Source organism: Pandoraea captiosa, from assembly GCF_902459775.1.
In the GTDB taxonomy this organism is placed as follows: domain Bacteria; phylum Pseudomonadota; class Gammaproteobacteria; order Burkholderiales; family Burkholderiaceae; genus Pandoraea; species Pandoraea captiosa.
Window position 1 is genome coordinate 218,145 of the sequence record NZ_CABPSQ010000007.1, and the last position, 16,426, is coordinate 234,570.

Genomic DNA, 16,426 nt, shown 5'->3' on the forward strand with positions numbered 1-16,426 from the left:
GGCGAAGCGACTTCGCACAGCGTGCTGTGCGTCGCATGCACCCGCCCCTGGCAATGCCTCGGAGACCGCCCGTACGGGTGGTCTGCGCAAAATAAGTAAAATATTAACTTTTTGCGCCCGAGATTCTCATGATCGCCCGAGTCACCCGGCTGTTCCCCCTTTGGGCAGCGCTGCTGTCCGTCTTCGCTTTCTTCTCGCCGGGCAGCTTCACTGGTATTACCCCGCACGTCACGGCACTGCTCACCGTGGTGATGTTTGCGATGGGTGTGACGCTGACCTTCGACGACTTCAAGCGCGTGTTCACGCGTCCCGCCCCCATCGTTGCGGGTGTGGTGCTGCACTATCTGGTCATGCCCCTGGCAGCGTGGATCATTGCACGCGTGCTGCACATGCCCCCCGATCTGACTGCGGGCATGGTGCTTGTGGGCAGCGTAGCGAGCGGCACGGCGTCGAACGTCATGATTTATCTCGCCCGAGGCGACGTGGCCCTTTCGGTCACGATCAGCGCCATGTCGACCCTCGTCGGCGTGTTTGCGACGCCCCTGCTCACGCGTCTGTACGTCGATGCCTCGATTGCGGTGGACGTCGAGGGCATGTTGATGTCGATTCTTCAGATCGTGGCGTTGCCGATCGGCGCCGGTCTGCTGATCAATCACTTCTTCGGTCGCGTGGTGCGCGCCATCGAGGGCTATCTCCCGCTGGTGTCGATGGTGGCGATCGTGCTGATCATCGGCGCGGTGGTCGGCGCGAATCAGGGCAACATTGCGACGGTGGGTCCGCTGGTCATGGTCGGCGTGATCCTGCACAACGGGCTGGGTCTGCTCGGTGGCTACTGGGGCGGGCGCCTGCTCGGCTTCGACGAGTCGATCTGCCGCACGCTCGCCATCGAGGTCGGCATGCAGAACTCGGGTCTGGCCGCCACACTGGGCAAGATCTACTTCACGCCGCTGGCGGCGCTGCCGGGGGCGCTGTTCTCCGTCTGGCACAACCTGTCGGGCTCGCTTCTCGCAGGGTACTGGCGTGGTCGTCCGACGGGCACCGCCAACGATTCACAGGCGACGGCAACGCGTCCGACGCACTGAGTTTTTCCCGCGCTGCACACCAGTGTGTGCGGCGCGCAACGGGAGTTCGCACCGTCATCGCGGACATTTGCGTTTCTGTCTCCCATCGCCTACAACATCGATATACCGTTCGCGGCGGTGGGAGAGAGTCTGTATCACGGCGCCCGTCCGTGTTCCCTTCCCCCGCTCGCCCACAGGGCGTATTCCGACGTGGCCAGCATCGGCACGGCCATCGCATTGCGCGATGCCGAGTCGTGGCCCGGCGTACGAGCGAGCGGTCTGGAGTCACTCAAGCATGTTGCGAAAGAATCCGCGCGGGGACTACCCCGTGGTGCACGAGACCTCGTTTGTCGATCCCACGGCCATCTTGTGCGGCCAGATCATCGTCGGCGAGAACGTCTTCATCGGACCTTATGCGGTGCTGCGCGCCGACGAGGTCGATGAGCACGGCAAGATGGAGCCGATCGTGATCGGCGCCAATTCCAACATTCAGGACGGGGTCGTGATCCATTCGAAAGACGGTGCACGCGTTTCCATCGGCGAGAACACGTCCATCGCGCATCGCTCCATCGTGCATGGACCGTGTGTCATCGGCAACAACGTCTTCATCGGTTTCAACTCGGTGCTGTTCAACTGCGTCGTTCACGACGGCGTGGTGGTACGGCACAACAGCGTGGTCGACGGGCGCGACATTCCAGAGAATTTTTACATCCCCTCGACCACACACATCAGCCGCGAGACCGATCTCGCGACCATTCCGAAAGTGACTGTCGACGCGCGCGAATTTTCCGAATCGGTGAGTCGCACGAATGTGCAGCTCGCGCGCGCCTATCGTCGTATTCAGAACGCGTTCTGACGATGGCACGCACGCTCGCCGGTCGATGGCAGGTCGATGGCCGGCGAGCGGCACGAGCGCCGTCGCCGTGAATGTTTTTGGTGGAGTCCGTCATGTCTTTGAGGGTCAACGGTATTGTCATCGACGCACGCCGCGTCGCCGATGAGATCGATCAACATCGAGACGCGGCCGATCCGGAAGCCGCAGCGCAACGTGCGCTCGTGAGCCGGGAATTGTTGCGTCAGCGTGCGCGCGATTTGCGTTTGCTGGCCGATGACGCGGCGGCGAGCGACGACGCTGTCGTCGATGCACTCTTCACGCGCGACGTGCAGGTCCACCGTCCGACCGAAGCCGAGTGTCGCGCCTATTTCCACGATCACGCCGGGCAATTCCGCATCGGCGACAAGGTGCAGGCGAGTCACATCCTTTTCGCGCTGACCACTGGCGTGCCGCTGTCGAGCACGTTGGCGCGCGCACAGTCCGCCCTCGATGCGGTGCTCGCCGAGCCATCGTCGTTCGAGGCCGTCGCACGCACCATGTCCGACTGTCCGTCGGCGCGCGACGGCGGCAGTCTGGGCATGCTCGCACGCGGCAGCGGCGCCCCGGAGTTCGAACTGGTACTGTTTTGCGGGGACAGACTCGGCGTGCTGCCGCGTCTCGTGAACACGCGCTACGGATTTCACGTCGTGCGTATCGAGCGGCGGGTAAAGGGACGCATGCCACCGTTCGAGCGCGTGGCGGAGCGCATCGCAGCGCAACTCTACGAACAGGCGCGCGCGAGGGCGTTGCGTCACTATGTGGCGCTGCTTGCAGATGCCGCCGAGATAAGCGGCGCGAACGACAGCGCAGGACCGACACGCGTGCAATAAACGCGTGCCAGGTGCAGCAAGGGCGTTGCCCGAACACGACGGATGATGTCGGTTCAGGCAACGCCTTTTTTGTCGCGCGAAGAGTTTCCCGGTGTGACGGAAATCAACCCGCGATCAGTTCGAGCGTCATCGTGTCGAGCGTGAACGAGCCGTCGTCCTGAATCCGGAAGTGTTCGCGAACGCTGTCTGCCATGGCCGTTTGCAACGCGCGAATGGCGACCTGCATCGACTCGGGCGTGCGCATGCGCGTCGTCCACGTCTTGAAGTCGAGTTCGAGGGTGCGCGGTGTGAGCGACACCACCGAGAACCCGGCATTCGCCGCCATCGTCAGCCATTCGCCGTTCGAGTAATCGCGCACGTGCGACGTGTCGCGCAGCACTTCGACGGCCTGGAGATACGTATCGAACAACGGCTGCCCGGTGGAGGCGACATCGCAGATCACGACACGTCCGCCCGGTTTGAGCACGCGGCGCATTTCGCGCAGCGCGGCGCCAACGTCCGCCCAGTGGTGGGCGCTGTATCGGCTGAAGACGAGATCGAACGTCGCGTTGTCGAACGGCAGCGATTCGGCGGCGCCCAGATGCGTGTCGATGTTCGACAGGCCGCGTTTGGCGGCTTCGCCGGCGACCACGCCGAGCATGTCGGCGGAAAGATCGTAGGCGACGACGCGCGCGACGTGCGGTGCGGTAAAGAAGCTCACATGACCGGCGCCGCAACCGAGATCGAGCACTTGCGCACCGGGATACGCGCGGGCAATCGTCGCAAGTTGCTCAAGATCGGCGCCCTGCGCGTGGTTGGCGCTCGTCAGATAGGCCGACGCCTGCGGGCCGAACTGGCCGGTGACGACGGCGTTATGAGAATGATGGGCGTCTTCGGCTGAGGGGGCCGGGGCGGACGCAGTGCGCGGGGGATGGCTCACGGGTGTCTCCTTCGTTCGTAGCGCAAGGGCTCGGGCTTGCAGATTGAGTGTACGTCGCCGGGGGCTTGCGCGACATCGATGGCTCTCACGATAATGGCTCGTCGATACCGGTACAAGTTACCTATTTATCCTGGTATGAAAACTACCCCCATGCCCTCATATCCCCCGATCTCGAAGGACGCGGTGCCGCCGCATTCGTCGCCGGCAGACGATGCGCGTCAGCGTCGCGCGCTCGGGGACTTTCTGCGGGCGCACCGTGAGCGCCTGACGCCTGCGGCCGTCGGTCTGCCGCCGATGGGCCGACGTCGTACGCCGGGACTGCGTCGTGAGGAAGTGGCGCAACTGTGCGGTTTGTCGTCGACCTGGTACACATGGATCGAGCAGGCGCGTGAGGTATCGATCTCGGCCGGCGCGCTGGCGGCAGTGGCCGGTGCGCTGCGGCTGTCCCGTGCCGAGCGGGCGTATCTGTTCGATCTGGCCGGAAAACGCGATCCGGAGCGCGGCGCCGAACCGTTGCCGCATCATGCGACGGCACAGGTGCAGGCCGCTGTCGCGGCGGTGGCGGCGCCGGCCTATGCGCTCGACCGCTGCTGGGACGTACTCGCGTGGAACGAGGCTGCGGCCGACATCTTTCGCGGCTGGCTCGATGTGCCGTCGGCATCGGGAAACCCGGGCACGAAGAACCTGTTGCGCTATATCTTCCTCGATGCCGGCGCGCGTGCGTTGATTCAGGATTGGGAGCGTCGCGCCCGACGCGTTGTCGCCGAGTTCAGGGCCGAGTGCAGCGCTTATCTGGACGACACGCCCGTGCGTGCGCTCACCGACGCGTTACAACGCGAGAGCCCGGTATTCGCAGCGCTGTGGTCGCAGCAGGATGTCGTCGAGCGTGAGGGCGGCCGACGCGGATTCCATCATCCCGAGCGCGGCGACATCGACTTCGCTCAAGTGACGTTCCGCCTCTCCGGACATGACGACGTGAAGCTCGTGATGCTGCTCGCCTGAATCCGTTGCGGTAGCGGTCGACACACCGGTATCAGAGGGCAGGGCGCAACCATTGCACGAGCCACGTGGCGGTGGCCATGCCGAGGAGCGTCATGATGAGCGAGCCACCGACGTGCACCACGACGATCAGCGAGGCCCAGCCGATCTGGCCTTCGCGCAGCAATGTCGTGACTTCCGCGGAAAACGTGGAGAAGGTCGTGAGGCCACCGAGAAAGCCGGTGACGATGAACAGGCGCCACTCGACCGGTATCGACGGAATGTGACTGAACAGCGCGACGGCCACGCCGATGAGATAGCCGCCGCCGAGGTTGGCGGTGAGGGTGCCGAGGGGCAGTGTCGGCAGAATGGTGTTGAGCTGTACGCTCAGCGCCCAGCGCAGCAGCGCACCGAGCGCAGCGCCGACGCTGATGGCGACGACCGAAGCCAGCATGGGGTCCTCCCGTGCGTTCCGAAATCGGAGATGAGGTAAATGGCCAGCCCGCAGGCAAACGACGGCCAGCCCGCAATAAAAAAACGGCCAGCCGTTTTGGGGGGCTGACCGTCCTCGCCTCTCAAGCGAATACTGCGCGCGTTGCCACTGGCATGGCCAAGGGACTTAGTCCTTCGGGAACGACGTGGCGCCGCCGTGCGCGCCCGACCACTCGGCCGGTGCGTGCAGGAATTTCTCGACTTCGTCCAGCGTCTTCGTGTCGAAGTGGTTCTGCTGCTTGGCGACTCGCAGCACATCCCACCACGTAGCGAGCGAGTGCAGTTGGACGTCGATGTCCTTGAGCACCTGACGGCTCTCCGGGAAGATGTCGTAGTGGAAGATCACGAACACGTGATTCACTTTCGCGCCGGCTTCGCGCAGCGCCTTGCAGAAGTTGATCTTGCTGCGGCTGTCGGTCGTCAGATCCTCGACGAGCAGCACGCGCGAGCCTTCCGGCAGATCGCCTTCGATCTGGGCGTTGCGGCCAAAACCCTTCGGCTTCTTGCGCACGTACTGCATCGGCAGCATCAGCTTGTCGGCGATCCAGGCAGCGAACGGGATACCCGCGGTTTCACCGCCGGCGACCGTGTCGAACTGCTCGCAACCCACGTCCTCGATGATCACGGCTTCCGCGAAATCCATCAGCGTACGGCGCACGCGCGGGTACGAGATCAGCTTGCGGCAGTCGGTGTAGACCGGGCTGGCCCAGCCCGAAGTGAAGATGTACGGCTTTTCGGCGTTGAAATGCACCGCGCCCACTTCGAGCAGAATCTTTGCGGTGATGTCGGAAATCGCCTGGCGGTCGATGCCAATCATGATGCGGTTCCTTAGCGTTGCTGCCCGCCGTGCGGCGTGCAGCCGGGAGTCATGGGTGAGTCAGCGGCGTGCCACGAGCCGCAATGAACGACAGCTCACTGCGGCAAGGCACCGTCTGAGGCGGCAGGCGGCGCGTCTTGCAACGAGCGGCCTGCGCTTAAACGCGAATTATGCCACAAGTTTCAGCAATTGCGAGGGCAATTATGCACTGAGCGTACATTTTCGAGTGACGAGATACGCGCAGTGTGCGCGCACCGCGCATATGAAAAATTGGCAACGACAGATGAGTCCAAAAAAAGAGACAGTTGCCGAGCCTTTATGACAGGCATACACTCTCGCCGAAATTCAGACCCCGACCAGACGCCATCATGCCTCACGACTCCTCGCCTTCCCTTGCCACGCCGGGCGCTTCCGCTGCCGCCGCAACGAAGCACGACAGTGCTTATGCCAATCGCGCCCTGTGGGCGTCGGCCATCGGTTACGCCATGGACGGCTTCGACCTGCTGATCCTGGGTTTCATCCTGCCGGCCATCGCCGCCGATCTGGCGCTCTCCAGTGCGCAATCGGGCGCGCTCGTGACCTGGACGCTCATCGGCGCGGTCATCGGCGGCATCGTCTTCGGCATGCTCTCGGATCGCTACGGCCGCGTGCGCGTGCTGTCGTGGACTATTCTGCTGTTCGCGGTCTTCACCGGCCTGTGCTCGCTGGCGCAAGGCTACTGGGATCTGCTCGCCTACCGGACGATTGCCGGTATCGGCCTGGGCGGCGAGTTCGGCATCGGCATGGCGCTCGCGGCCGAAGCCTGCGCACCGGAGCGTCGTGCGCGGGCATCGTCGTTCGTCGGGCTCGGCTGGCAGGCCGGCGTGCTCGCCGCCGCGCTGCTCACTCCGTTGCTGCTCCCGGTGATTGGCTGGCGCGGCATGTTCGCCGTCGGCCTGCTGCCCGCGGTCGTGTCGTTCGTCATGCGTCGCACGCTCGGCGAGCCTGAAATGTTCCTCGCACAACAGCAGCAACCGCGTGAACATGCCCCGCTAAAGCTGCTCGTCAAGGATGGCGCCACCACGCGCGCGAGCCTCGGTGTGGCGATTCTGTGCTCGGTGCAGAACTTCGGCTACTACGGCCTGATGATCTGGATGCCCTCCTATCTGTCGAAGACGTTCGGCTACTCGCTCACCAAGTCGGCCCTGTGGACGGCGGTGACGGTGCTCGGCATGGCATTCGGCATCTGGGTCTTCGGTCGTCTCGCGGACCGTTTCGGACGTCGTCCGACGTTTATCACCTATCAGATCGGCGCCGTCGTGATGGTGTTCGTCTACGCGCAACTCCAGTCGCAGTTCTCGCTGCTCATCGGTGGCGCGGTCATGGGCATGTTCGTGAACGGCATGATCGGCGGCTACGGCGCACTGATCTCGGAGCTCTATCCGACCGCAGCGCGCGCAACGGCGCAAAACGTGCTGTTCAACATCGGACGCGCGGTCGGCGGGTTCGGGCCGCTGACGGTGGGGGCGCTGGCTGCGGCGTTCTCGTTCAAGATCGCGCTCGTCTTCCTCGCAGGGATCTATGTGCTCGACATTCTGGCGACGCTGTTCCTGATTCCGGAGCGTCGCGGCGAGGCGCTGCTGTAAGGCGAATATCGTATTGCGCTGCCTGCGCAGGCAGGCGGCAGGCAGATCTCCCGCGGGGTGCCGCCGCCCCCGCCTGCGACATCAAGGTTTCATCGCAAGGTGTACACTTTGCGTCCTGCGGTGCGCACCGGCCACCGCAAGTCCCACGGTCCGACGCGCGCGAGCGCGATTTCCAGGATCGGGGAGCGATGGTCATCACGCCATCGCGATGAGAAGAACCCCGTCGACGACACAATCGTCGAATCCCTCCGGTTGGCTCTTCCCCCCGCCGTGATCCGTCAAAAGACGGTCGAGCCCACTCGCTGCCCGCATGCGGCAGGGCCCGGTCGTCGCCATCAGGTATTGAAAATGGATGAACAACTGAAGCAAAGCGCCCTGGCGTACCACGAGAATCCACGTCCGGGCAAAATCTCGGTCACGCCGACCAAGCCGCTGTCGAACCAGATCGACCTGTCCCTGGCGTACTCCCCCGGTGTGGCCTACGCTTGCGAAGCCATCGCGGAAGACCCCCTCGCCGCCAACCGTTACACGTCGCGCAGCAACCTCGTCGGTGTGATCACCAACGGCACCGCCGTGCTGGGTCTGGGCAACATCGGCCCGCTCGCCGCCAAGCCGGTCATGGAAGGCAAGGGCTGCCTGTTCAAGAAGTTCGCCGGTATCGACGTGTTCGACATCGAACTCGCCGAGCACGACCCGGACAAGCTGGTCGAAGCCATCGCCATGCTGGAGCCGACGCTGGGGGGGATCAACCTCGAAGACATCAAGGCGCCGGAGTGCTTCTACATCGAGAAGAAGCTGCGTGAGCGCATGAAGATTCCGGTCTTCCACGACGATCAGCACGGCACCGCCATCATTGCCTCGGCCGCGATCCTCAACGGCCTGAAGGTCGTGGGCAAGGACATCGGCAAGGTCAAGCTGGTTTGCTCGGGCGCCGGCGCTGCCGCGATCGCCTGTCTCGACCTGCTGGTGAACCTCGGCCTCAAGAAAGAGAACATCCTCGTTCTCGACTCGAAGGGCGTGATCCACACTGGCCGCGACAAGCTCGACGAGAGCAAGGCGCGCTACGCCGTGACGACCGACGCCCGTACGCTGGCCGACGCCAGCAACGGCGCCGACGTGTTCCTCGGCTGCTCGACCGCCGGCGTGTTGACGGCCGACATGGTCAAGACCATGGGCACGAAGCCGCTCATCCTGGCGCTCGCCAACCCGGAACCGGAAATCCGCCCGGAAATCGCGAAGGCTGCGCGTCCGGACTGCATCATTGCCACAGGCCGTTCGGACTATCCGAACCAGGTCAACAACGTGCTGTGCTTCCCGTTCATCTTCCGTGGTGCGCTCGACGTCGGTGCGACCACCATCACCGAAGAGATGAAGCTCGCCACCGTGCGAGCCATCGCCGAGCTGGCGCAGGAAGAAGAGCAGAGCGAAGAAGTGGCACGTGCCTACGAAGGCCAGTCGCTCGAATTCGGCCCGGAATACATTATTCCGAAGCCGTTCGATCCGCGTCTGATCATCAAGATCGCACCGGCCGTGGCGCAGGCCGCCATGGACTCGGGCGTGGCCACGCGTCCGATCGAGGACATGGACGCCTATCGCGAACAACTCGGCACGACCGTGTATCGCACCGGCTTCATCATGCGTCCGGTATTCGCCGCGGCGCGCGCGCGCTTCGGCAACGACGCGGCCCGCATCGTGTTCGCCGAAGGTGAAGACGAGCGCGTGTTGCGCGCGGCGCAGTTCGTGCTGGCCGAGCGCATCGCCAAGCCGATCATCATCGGCCGTCCGGCTGTCGTGGAAATGCGTCTGCAAAAGATTGGCTCGAAGCTCAAGCCGGGCGTCGACTTCGAGATCGTGAATCCGGAAGACGACTCGCGTTATCAGCGCTGCTGGCAGGCGTATCACAACCTCGGCGCGCGCCATGGTGTGACGCCCGAAGTCGCCAAGGCCGCCATGCGCAAGGACAACACCCTGATCGGTGCGATCCTCGTGCATCTGGGCGAAGCCGACGGCATGGTCTGCGGCATGATCGATACGTATCACCGCCATCTGGATGTGATCGATCAGGTGCTGGGTCGTGCGGCCGGCGTGGAAAACTACGCGGCGATGAACCTGCTGATGCTGGCCAATCGCAACCTGTTCATCAGCGACACCTACGTCAACGAAGTGCCGACGTCGGAGCAGCTTGCCGAGATGACGGTGCTGGCCTCGAAGGAAATCGAGCGCTTCGGTATCGCGCCGAAGGTGGCGCTGCTGTCGAACTCGAACTTCGGCAGCGTGAAGTCGGCTTCGGCGCAACGCATGGCGCGCGCCGCCGAACTGCTGGCCGAGCGTGCGCCGGAACTGGAAGTCGACGGCGAGATGCACGGCGACGCGGCACTCTCGGAGACGATCCGCCGCGCGGCCTATCCCGCATCGCGTCTGGCCGGCGAAGCCAACCTGCTGGTCATGCCGAACGTGGAAGCGGCCAACATCACGTACAACCTGCTCAAGATGACGGGCGGCGAAGGCGTGACGGTCGGTCCGTTCCTGCTGGGCTGCGCCAAGCCGGTTCACATCCTGACGCCGGCGGCCACCGTGCGCCGCATCATCAACATGACGGCCGTCGCTGCGGCGAACGTCACGCGTTGATGGGTCGTTGATGGATCGTTGATGAGGCCATGATGCATCGATGATGCGTCGGCCGATACGGCAAAAAAAGTCCCGCCAGACGCTCACGCGCTGGCGGGATTTTTTGATGGGCGACAGTTTCGGTACGCCGCCGAATTACGCCGCTACGCGGTGCGAGCCACCGTCGCGGAACTGTGCGAGCAGCTTCGTCCACTTGATGCGCGTGGCCGCAAGGTTCTGCTCCTTCACGTGGCCGTAGCCACGAATCTCTTGCGGCAGTTCCGCGAGTTGCACGGCCAGCGCGACGTTGTGCTCGTTCAGGCCCGACACCAGTTCGTTCACCAGCGTCTCGTATTCGCCGATCAGCGCGCGTTCCGTGCGACGCTCTTCCGTCTTGCCGAAGATGTCGAACGCACCACCGCGCAGTCCCTTGAACTTCGCCAGCACGCCGAACGCCTTCATCATCCAGGGGCCGTAGGTTTTCTTGACGAGATGCCCCTTGTCGTCGTGCTTGGCGAGCGACGGCGGCGCCAGGTGGAAGCGCAGCGAGAAGTTGCCTTCGAACTGCTCGTTGATCTTTTGCATGAAGGCCGGGTCGGTGTACAGACGCGCGACTTCATACTCGTCCTTGTACGCCATGAGCTTGTAGAGCGCGCGGGCGACGGCTTCGGTCAACGGCATTTGCGACGCATCGTTGGGCAGCGCCGATTCCGCGGCGCGCACGCGATCCACCGTCTGCTTGAAGCGCTCCGCGTAAGCGCGATCCTGATACGCGACGAGCTGGTCGTAGCGACGCTGGATCAGCGTGTCGAGCGCACGCGGCGAGTGCAGCGTGATCAGCTTGCCGCCCGAGGCCGAGGTCGCCGACGACGGCGCTTCGTTCTGCTGCGCGAGCTTGCGCACCGTCGCCAGATCGTGCGCGGCGCGGCGGCCCCATTCGAACGCCTGCTTGTTTTTCTCGATGGCCACGCCGTTGAGTTCGATGGCACGAATGAGCGCCGCGTACGACAGCGGTACCCAACCCTTTTGCCACGCGTAACCCAGCACGAACGGGTTCGTGTAGATCGTGTCGCCGAGCAGACGCAGCGCGAGATGATTGGCGTCGACGAAATCGACGTTCTCACCGGCAGCCGCGCGGATATCGTTCTCCGTGCTCGCGCCAGGGAAGCGCCAGTTCGGATTGCGGATGAACTCGGCCGTTGGCGTATGCGCGCTGTTCACGACGATGTTCGTCACACCGTGCTGCACGCGCGAGAGCGTGTCGTCGCTGGCGGTGGTAATGGCATCGCAGCCGATCACCACGCGTGCATCGCCCATGGCAATGCGCGTGGCGTGAATGTCTTCCGGTTGCAGCGCAATCTGCACGTGGCTCGTCACCGCACCGCCCTTCTGGGCGAGGCCGGTCACGTCGAGCGTCGTCACGCCCTTGTTCTCGAGGTGCGCAGCCATGCCGAGCAGACCGCCGATGGTGACGACCCCCGTGCCGCCCACACCGGTCACAAGAATGCCGTACGGACGTGCGATGTTGGGTAGCGCCGGCTCCGGCAGCGGCGGCAGGCCGCTGCTGTCGACCTGCGCCGTCTTCGGCTTGCGAAGCTGGCCGCCTTCGACGGTCACGAAGCTCGGGCAGAAGCCGTTCAGACACGAGAAGTCCTTGTTGCAGGTGGACTGGTTGATCTGGCGCTTCGTGCCGAACTCCGTCTCCAGCGGCTCGACCGACAGACAGTTCGACTTCACCGAGCAGTCGCCGCAACCCTCGCAAACCGATTCGTTGATGACGACACGCTTGGCCGGGTCGGGGTACGCACCACGTTTGCGGCGGCGGCGCTTTTCGGTGGCACAGGTTTGGTCGTAGACCAGAATCGACGTCCCTTTCACCAGACGCAATTCGCGTTGCACGCGGTCGAGTTCGCTGCGGTGATAGATGGGAACGTCGCCCACGAGTTTCACGCCGTCGTACTTCTCCGGCTCGTCCGTCACGATGACGATTTTCTCCGCGCCTTCTGCTGCGACCTGCGCCACGATCTGCGGCACGGTGAGCGTGCCGTCGACCGGCTGGCCGCCGGTCATGGCGACCGCATCGTTGTACAGAATCTTGTAGGTGATATTGACCTTCGACGAGATCGCAGCGCGAATGGCGAGCAGACCCGAGTGGAAGTAGGTGCCGTCACCGAGGTTGGCGAAAATGTGTTCGTCGCACGAGAACGGCGCCTGCCCGATCCACGGCACGCCTTCGCCGCCCATCTGCGAGAAAGTGTCCGTCTTGCGATCCATCCACACGGTCATGTAGTGGCAGCCGATCCCTGCAATGGCGCGCGAGCCTTCGGGCACGTTCGTCGACGTATTGTGCGGGCAGCCCGAGCAGAACCACGGCTTGCGCTCCACGGCGATACGCGGCTTCGACAGCGCCTGTTCCTTCGCTTCGATCACGCGCAGGCGTGCGGCGATGCGCTCGCGTACGTCGCTCGGCAATTCGAACTTTTCCAGGCGCGTGGCGATTGCCTTGGCGATCAGCGCCGGCGAGAGTTCGTAGTGGGCGGGCAGCAGCCAGTTGGCCATCGGCACGGACCATTCGCCGCCGGCGCCGTCCTTTTCGTCGAACTTGCCATACACGCGCGGGCGCACGTCGTCACGCCAGTTGTACAGTTCTTCCTTGATCTGGTATTCGAGGATCTGACGCTTTTCCTCGACCACCAGAATTTCCTGAAGCCCTTGTGCGAACGCGCGCGCACCCTGCGCTTCGAGCGGCCACACACAGCCTACCTTGTACAGACGAATGCCGATGCGGGCGCACGTGTCGTCGTCCAGACCGAGATCGGCCAGCGCCTGACACACGTCGAGATAGGCCTTGCCGCCGGTCATGATGCCGAAGCGCGCATTGGGCGAGTCGACGGTGACGCGATCGAGCTTGTTGGCGCGGATATACGCGAGCGCGGCATACCACTTGTAGTCGATCATCCGCGCTTCCTGCACCAGCGGCGGATCGGGCCAGCGGATATTCAGGCCGTCGGGCGGCATGACGAAGTCGTCCGGCAGGCGGATGTCGACGTTGTGCGGGTCGATCATCACCGAGGCCGACGATTCGACCACGTCCGTCACGCATTTCATGGCGACCCACAGACCGGAATAGCGGCTCATCGCCCAGCCGTGCAGGCCGTAATCGAGATACTCCTGCACGTTCGAGGGGAACAGCACCGGAATGCCCGCCGCCTTGAAGACGTGTTCGGACTGGTGCGCGAGCGTGGAGGATTTCGCGGCGTGGTCGTCACCAGCAAGGACCAGCACACCGCCGTGCTTGGACGAGCCGGCGGAGTTGCCATGCTTTAGCACGTCCATCGAGCGATCGACGCCGGGACCCTTGCCGTACCACATGGAAAACACGCCATCGAACTTGGCGGGATACAGATTGACCTGCTGTGAGCCCCACACGGCCGTGGCGGCAAGGTCTTCGTTCAGACCGGGCTGAAAGACGATGTTATGACCGGCGAGGTGCTGCTTGGCCTTCCATAGCGACAGATCCAGACCGCCGAGCGGTGAGCCGCGATAGCCCGAAATGAAACCCGCAGTGTTGAGCCCGGCGGCGGCATCGCGCGCTTGCTGCAACATCGGTAGTCGGACTAGCGCCTGAATGCCGCTCATGTAGGCGCGACCGCGCTCGAGCGTGTATTTGTCGTCGAGCGTGACCGACTCCAGTGCGGCCAGCAAGCTCGGATTGACGGGGGCGTTCATGGGGTGTGCTCCTCACTCTCACTGATTTTGGGATCGCCAAAACTTCCTGCCCCTCCCGCTCTTGTGAAGCAGGACGGCAGCGTGAATGCCGGCCTTTTTGTCGCGTTTTTCGAAGGACTCACGCATGTGATGTCACTCGGTGGGCGGGGCCTTTTTTCGTAGTGCTGATGCCAGTCGGACCTATGGTAGCACCGGTGTCATGGCGTTGCCTGACGGTGGTGGTCACGTCTTATCGGTTACCGAACGCGGGCAGTATAGCGAGGATTATGACGTTTACGTAAACGTAAGGCGTCTGGCGTAAACCCTGTCAGAGACACTTATCGGACGCGCGCCCTGTGCCGGGTGGCCAGTGCGGGATCGGGCCGCACATTTGCTTTGGGAATTTGCCTCAAAATGGCGGCATTGTGTCGCCATTATGTCGGCAACCGTACGTTTGTCGGTGCCTTCTGACATGCGGGTAACAACGTGTAACGGTGCGGGGCATATGGGAACGGAGCGGGCAGAATGCCCACTAATGCGTTACCCGATGCGTCACATTTTCGATATTGTCACGTTCGGTACATTCATAGCGTGTCTGGAAAGCACGCAGCAACAACAAAGCGATACGTAAGAAGGAGTCACTGTGAATCAACGAAACATCGCCAAATTCCTGCTGGTTTCCGCTTCGTTCCTGACCCTGGAAGTGAGCGTCGCACGTGCCGATGAACTGGCACGCGACAAGACGGCCGAACCCACCCCCATCACGCAACACATGCAGCAGCGCACCACGCCAACGCCGCAGCGTTACGAAGGCCCGCTCGACCAGCGCACGATCGATCCGCGAGAATTCCAGCGCCGTTAATCTGACGTTCCCGTCAGACACTTCGGCCCGAGCCACCCGCGTGCAACGCTGTCGCGGCCATACCCGACGAACCGCGTGACACGCCCGACCCGCAAGGCGCCGCCTGATCAGGTGAGCGCCTTTTTCTTTTCCCCAGGCACGGCCGGTCGGCCGATCGACGCGATGCCGTCTCAGCTGTAATCTCCGCTGTAATCTCTTGTAACCACGTTTTTTTGGCTTACACTTCCTTATAAGTGGCGTTTTGCGCAATAATATTGCGCATAAATACCAATAACAGGGAGAGATATGTCAAAACTGGAACTGGACAAGATCGATCGGCGGATTCTTGCCTTGCTGCAAAGCAACGGCCGCCTGTCCAACCTCGAAATCGCCGAGCAGGTCAGGCTCTCGCCGAGTCCCTGTCTGCGCCGTATTCGCCGCCTGGAGGAGGCGGGCGTGATTCGCGGCTACGTGGCGCTGCTGGAGCCCACGCGTCTCGGCCTTGGCTTGCTGGCTTACGTCAACGTGCGACTCGACAAGCGGCATCCCGGCGACGGCGAGGGCGGCTCGGTCATCGAACATTTCCGTAGCGTGGTCGAGTCCTGGCCGGAGGTCGTTGGCTGCTATGCGATGGCCGGCGACATGGATTACCTGCTGCGTGTTCACGTGCGCGACATGGCGCACTTCTCACGCTTCATGCAGAACCATCTGCTCGTGCATCCGAGCGTCGTGGACGTCAAAACCAGCTTCGTTCTCGATCAGTTGAAAGAGACGACGGCCTTGCCGCTGCCGTAACTTGCGTCAGCGCTATTTTGACGAAGACAAAAAACCCGGCCAAGGCCGGGTTTTTCATGGAGGGCTCAATGTCGCGAATGTCGTGGACGTCGCAGATATCGCTGCTATTGCCGCCCTGGGCGCAGCCCGAGTTCAGGCGGCGCGCTGATTCGGCAGAAGGGCGCCGACCAGTCGGCGTGCATTGCGAAGCTGGCGCTTGAGCGCGTAATCGAAGGCAGCGATCTGCTCCTGCATCATTTCCGAGAGCATCGAGTGCGTGTCGGCCGGAGGCAAGCTCAGGTAGCCGTCCGCTTCGCCGTACGCAAAGTTGATCTGCATGCCGGCCTTCTTGGCAATACGCATCATGCGAGCGTTGCGCGAGAGGCAGTGCATATACAGCGTGTCGACGCGCTTGTTGCGGCAGTGGATCGCTGCGCGTTCGAACAGACGCGAACCGATGCCACGGCCACGCGCCGATTCGAGCACCGAGACACCGAACTCCGCGACACGGCCGTTCTTGCCTTCCGGCAATTGCGCCACGTGGGCGACGGCGACGAGCGCGAGGTTGTCGTCGTACACGCCGAACACGCTGTCACGGGAGAAGTCGATGCTGGCGACGTAACGCGTGATCACGTCGTCGGACACCGCCTGACCGAAACGCAGCAGGCGGTCTTCCTCGCCGAGCGCCAGAAAGTGGCGCTGGAGCCGATGGATGTCGCCGGACGTCAGCTCACGAATCAGCACGCTCGACCGCTCGTTGGCGGCAACCGTCGCGCGTGCGACGTCGGGCGTGTGATTCGGGGAAGTCATGGCGTAATCCTTAGGTATTCTTTAGTGCGTCGACCCAATTGTGCGACGCAAAAGAATTATACCTGATCGGATAGGTAAAAACCCTAGGAA

At 63.2% G+C, this 16,426-nt stretch carries 13 protein-coding genes; 8 read left to right on the plus strand and 5 right to left on the minus strand.

Annotated features, from left to right (window positions below; genetic code table 11):
• The first annotated feature begins 128 nt into the window (after positions 1-128).
• The 3 genes from panS to PCA31118_RS18450 all read left to right on the plus strand — a co-directional run bounded on the left by panS (position 129) and on the right by PCA31118_RS18450 (position 2,765).
• Positions 129-1,082, plus strand: coding sequence for a ketopantoate/pantoate/pantothenate transporter PanS (gene panS, locus PCA31118_RS18440; protein ID WP_150626546.1), 954 nt, complete (start codon positions 129-131; stop codon positions 1,080-1,082).
• 274 nt (positions 1,083-1,356) lie between these two features.
• Positions 1,357-1,917, plus strand: coding sequence for an LbetaH domain-containing protein (locus PCA31118_RS18445; protein WP_069343553.1), 561 nt, complete (start codon positions 1,357-1,359; stop codon positions 1,915-1,917).
• Positions 1,918-2,009: 92 nt separating this feature from the next.
• On the plus strand, positions 2,010-2,765 hold the full coding sequence (locus PCA31118_RS18450; protein ID WP_246190306.1) for a peptidylprolyl isomerase: 756 nt from the start codon (positions 2,010-2,012) through the stop codon (positions 2,763-2,765).
• A 103-nt stretch (positions 2,766-2,868) separates the two neighbouring features.
• Here the strand turns inward: PCA31118_RS18450 and PCA31118_RS18455 are convergent, their stop codons facing one another.
• Positions 2,869-3,684: a class I SAM-dependent methyltransferase gene (locus PCA31118_RS18455; protein ID WP_150626548.1), complete on the minus strand. Its 816-nt coding sequence runs from the start codon at positions 3,682-3,684 to the stop codon at positions 2,869-2,871.
• Between the two features lie 168 nt (positions 3,685-3,852).
• Between PCA31118_RS18455 and PCA31118_RS18460 the strand changes: the two genes are divergently transcribed.
• Entirely contained in the window at positions 3,853-4,686 is an 834-nt protein-coding gene (locus tag PCA31118_RS18460) for a helix-turn-helix transcriptional regulator (protein WP_174990525.1), read from the plus strand.
• A gap of 31 nt (positions 4,687-4,717) precedes the next feature.
• On the opposite strand, the gene crcB is transcribed toward PCA31118_RS18460, so the two are convergent.
• A complete protein-coding gene (gene crcB / locus PCA31118_RS18465) occupies positions 4,718-5,116 on the minus strand; it encodes a fluoride efflux transporter CrcB (protein WP_150626550.1) in 399 nt (132 codons plus the stop codon).
• Positions 5,117-5,281: 165 nt separating this feature from the next.
• Positions 5,282-5,971, minus strand: a complete 690-nt coding sequence (locus tag PCA31118_RS18470; protein ID WP_150626551.1) for an orotate phosphoribosyltransferase — start codon at positions 5,969-5,971, stop codon at positions 5,282-5,284.
• A 368-nt stretch (positions 5,972-6,339) separates the two neighbouring features.
• On the opposite strand from PCA31118_RS18470, the gene PCA31118_RS18475 reads away from it, so the two are divergent.
• Together PCA31118_RS18475 and PCA31118_RS18480 are read left to right on the plus strand one after the other, a co-directional pair.
• Complete coding sequence (locus tag PCA31118_RS18475) at positions 6,340-7,596, plus strand: MFS transporter (protein ID WP_150626552.1); 1,257 nt, start codon at positions 6,340-6,342, stop codon at positions 7,594-7,596.
• A 348-nt stretch (positions 7,597-7,944) separates the two neighbouring features.
• Positions 7,945-10,224, plus strand: coding sequence for an NADP-dependent malic enzyme (locus tag PCA31118_RS18480; RefSeq protein ID WP_150626553.1), 2,280 nt, complete (start codon positions 7,945-7,947; stop codon positions 10,222-10,224).
• Between the two features lie 135 nt (positions 10,225-10,359).
• Here the strand turns inward: PCA31118_RS18480 and PCA31118_RS18485 are convergent, their stop codons facing one another.
• Positions 10,360-13,932: an indolepyruvate ferredoxin oxidoreductase family protein gene (locus PCA31118_RS18485; RefSeq protein ID WP_150626554.1), complete on the minus strand. Its 3,573-nt coding sequence runs from the start codon at positions 13,930-13,932 to the stop codon at positions 10,360-10,362.
• Between the two features lie 622 nt (positions 13,933-14,554).
• On the opposite strand from PCA31118_RS18485, the gene PCA31118_RS18490 reads away from it, so the two are divergent.
• Together PCA31118_RS18490 and PCA31118_RS18495 are read left to right on the plus strand one after the other, a co-directional pair.
• Positions 14,555-14,773: a hypothetical protein gene (locus tag PCA31118_RS18490; protein ID WP_150626555.1), complete on the plus strand. Its 219-nt coding sequence runs from the start codon at positions 14,555-14,557 to the stop codon at positions 14,771-14,773.
• Positions 14,774-15,058: 285 nt separating this feature from the next.
• On the plus strand, positions 15,059-15,547 hold the full coding sequence (locus PCA31118_RS18495) for an Lrp/AsnC family transcriptional regulator (RefSeq protein ID WP_044457364.1): 489 nt from the start codon (positions 15,059-15,061) through the stop codon (positions 15,545-15,547).
• 132 nt (positions 15,548-15,679) lie between these two features.
• Here PCA31118_RS18495 and PCA31118_RS18500 read toward each other — a convergent pair whose 3' ends face one another.
• Positions 15,680-16,336, minus strand: coding sequence for a GNAT family N-acetyltransferase (locus tag PCA31118_RS18500; protein ID WP_150626556.1), 657 nt, complete (start codon positions 16,334-16,336; stop codon positions 15,680-15,682).
• Positions 16,337-16,426 lie beyond the last annotated feature (90 nt).

Coding starts and splice junctions, on each gene's coding strand:
- panS (WP_150626546.1), top strand. CDS start 129: ATGATCGCCCGAGTCACCCGGCTGTTCCCCCTTTGGGCAGCGCTGCTG.
- PCA31118_RS18445 (WP_069343553.1), top strand. CDS start 1,357: ATGTTGCGAAAGAATCCGCGCGGGGACTACCCCGTGGTGCACGAGACC.
- PCA31118_RS18450 (WP_246190306.1), top strand. CDS start 2,010: ATGTCTTTGAGGGTCAACGGTATTGTCATCGACGCACGCCGCGTCGCC.
- crcB (WP_150626550.1), bottom strand. CDS start 5,116: ATGCTGGCTTCGGTCGTCGCCATCAGCGTCGGCGCTGCGCTCGGTGCG.
- PCA31118_RS18470 (WP_150626551.1), bottom strand. CDS start 5,971: ATGATTGGCATCGACCGCCAGGCGATTTCCGACATCACCGCAAAGATT.
- PCA31118_RS18475 (WP_150626552.1), top strand. CDS start 6,340: ATGCCTCACGACTCCTCGCCTTCCCTTGCCACGCCGGGCGCTTCCGCT.
- PCA31118_RS18480 (WP_150626553.1), top strand. CDS start 7,945: ATGGATGAACAACTGAAGCAAAGCGCCCTGGCGTACCACGAGAATCCA.
- PCA31118_RS18485 (WP_150626554.1), bottom strand. CDS start 13,932: ATGAACGCCCCCGTCAATCCGAGCTTGCTGGCCGCACTGGAGTCGGTC.
- PCA31118_RS18495 (WP_044457364.1), top strand. CDS start 15,059: ATGTCAAAACTGGAACTGGACAAGATCGATCGGCGGATTCTTGCCTTG.
- PCA31118_RS18500 (WP_150626556.1), bottom strand. CDS start 16,336: ATGACTTCCCCGAATCACACGCCCGACGTCGCACGCGCGACGGTTGCC.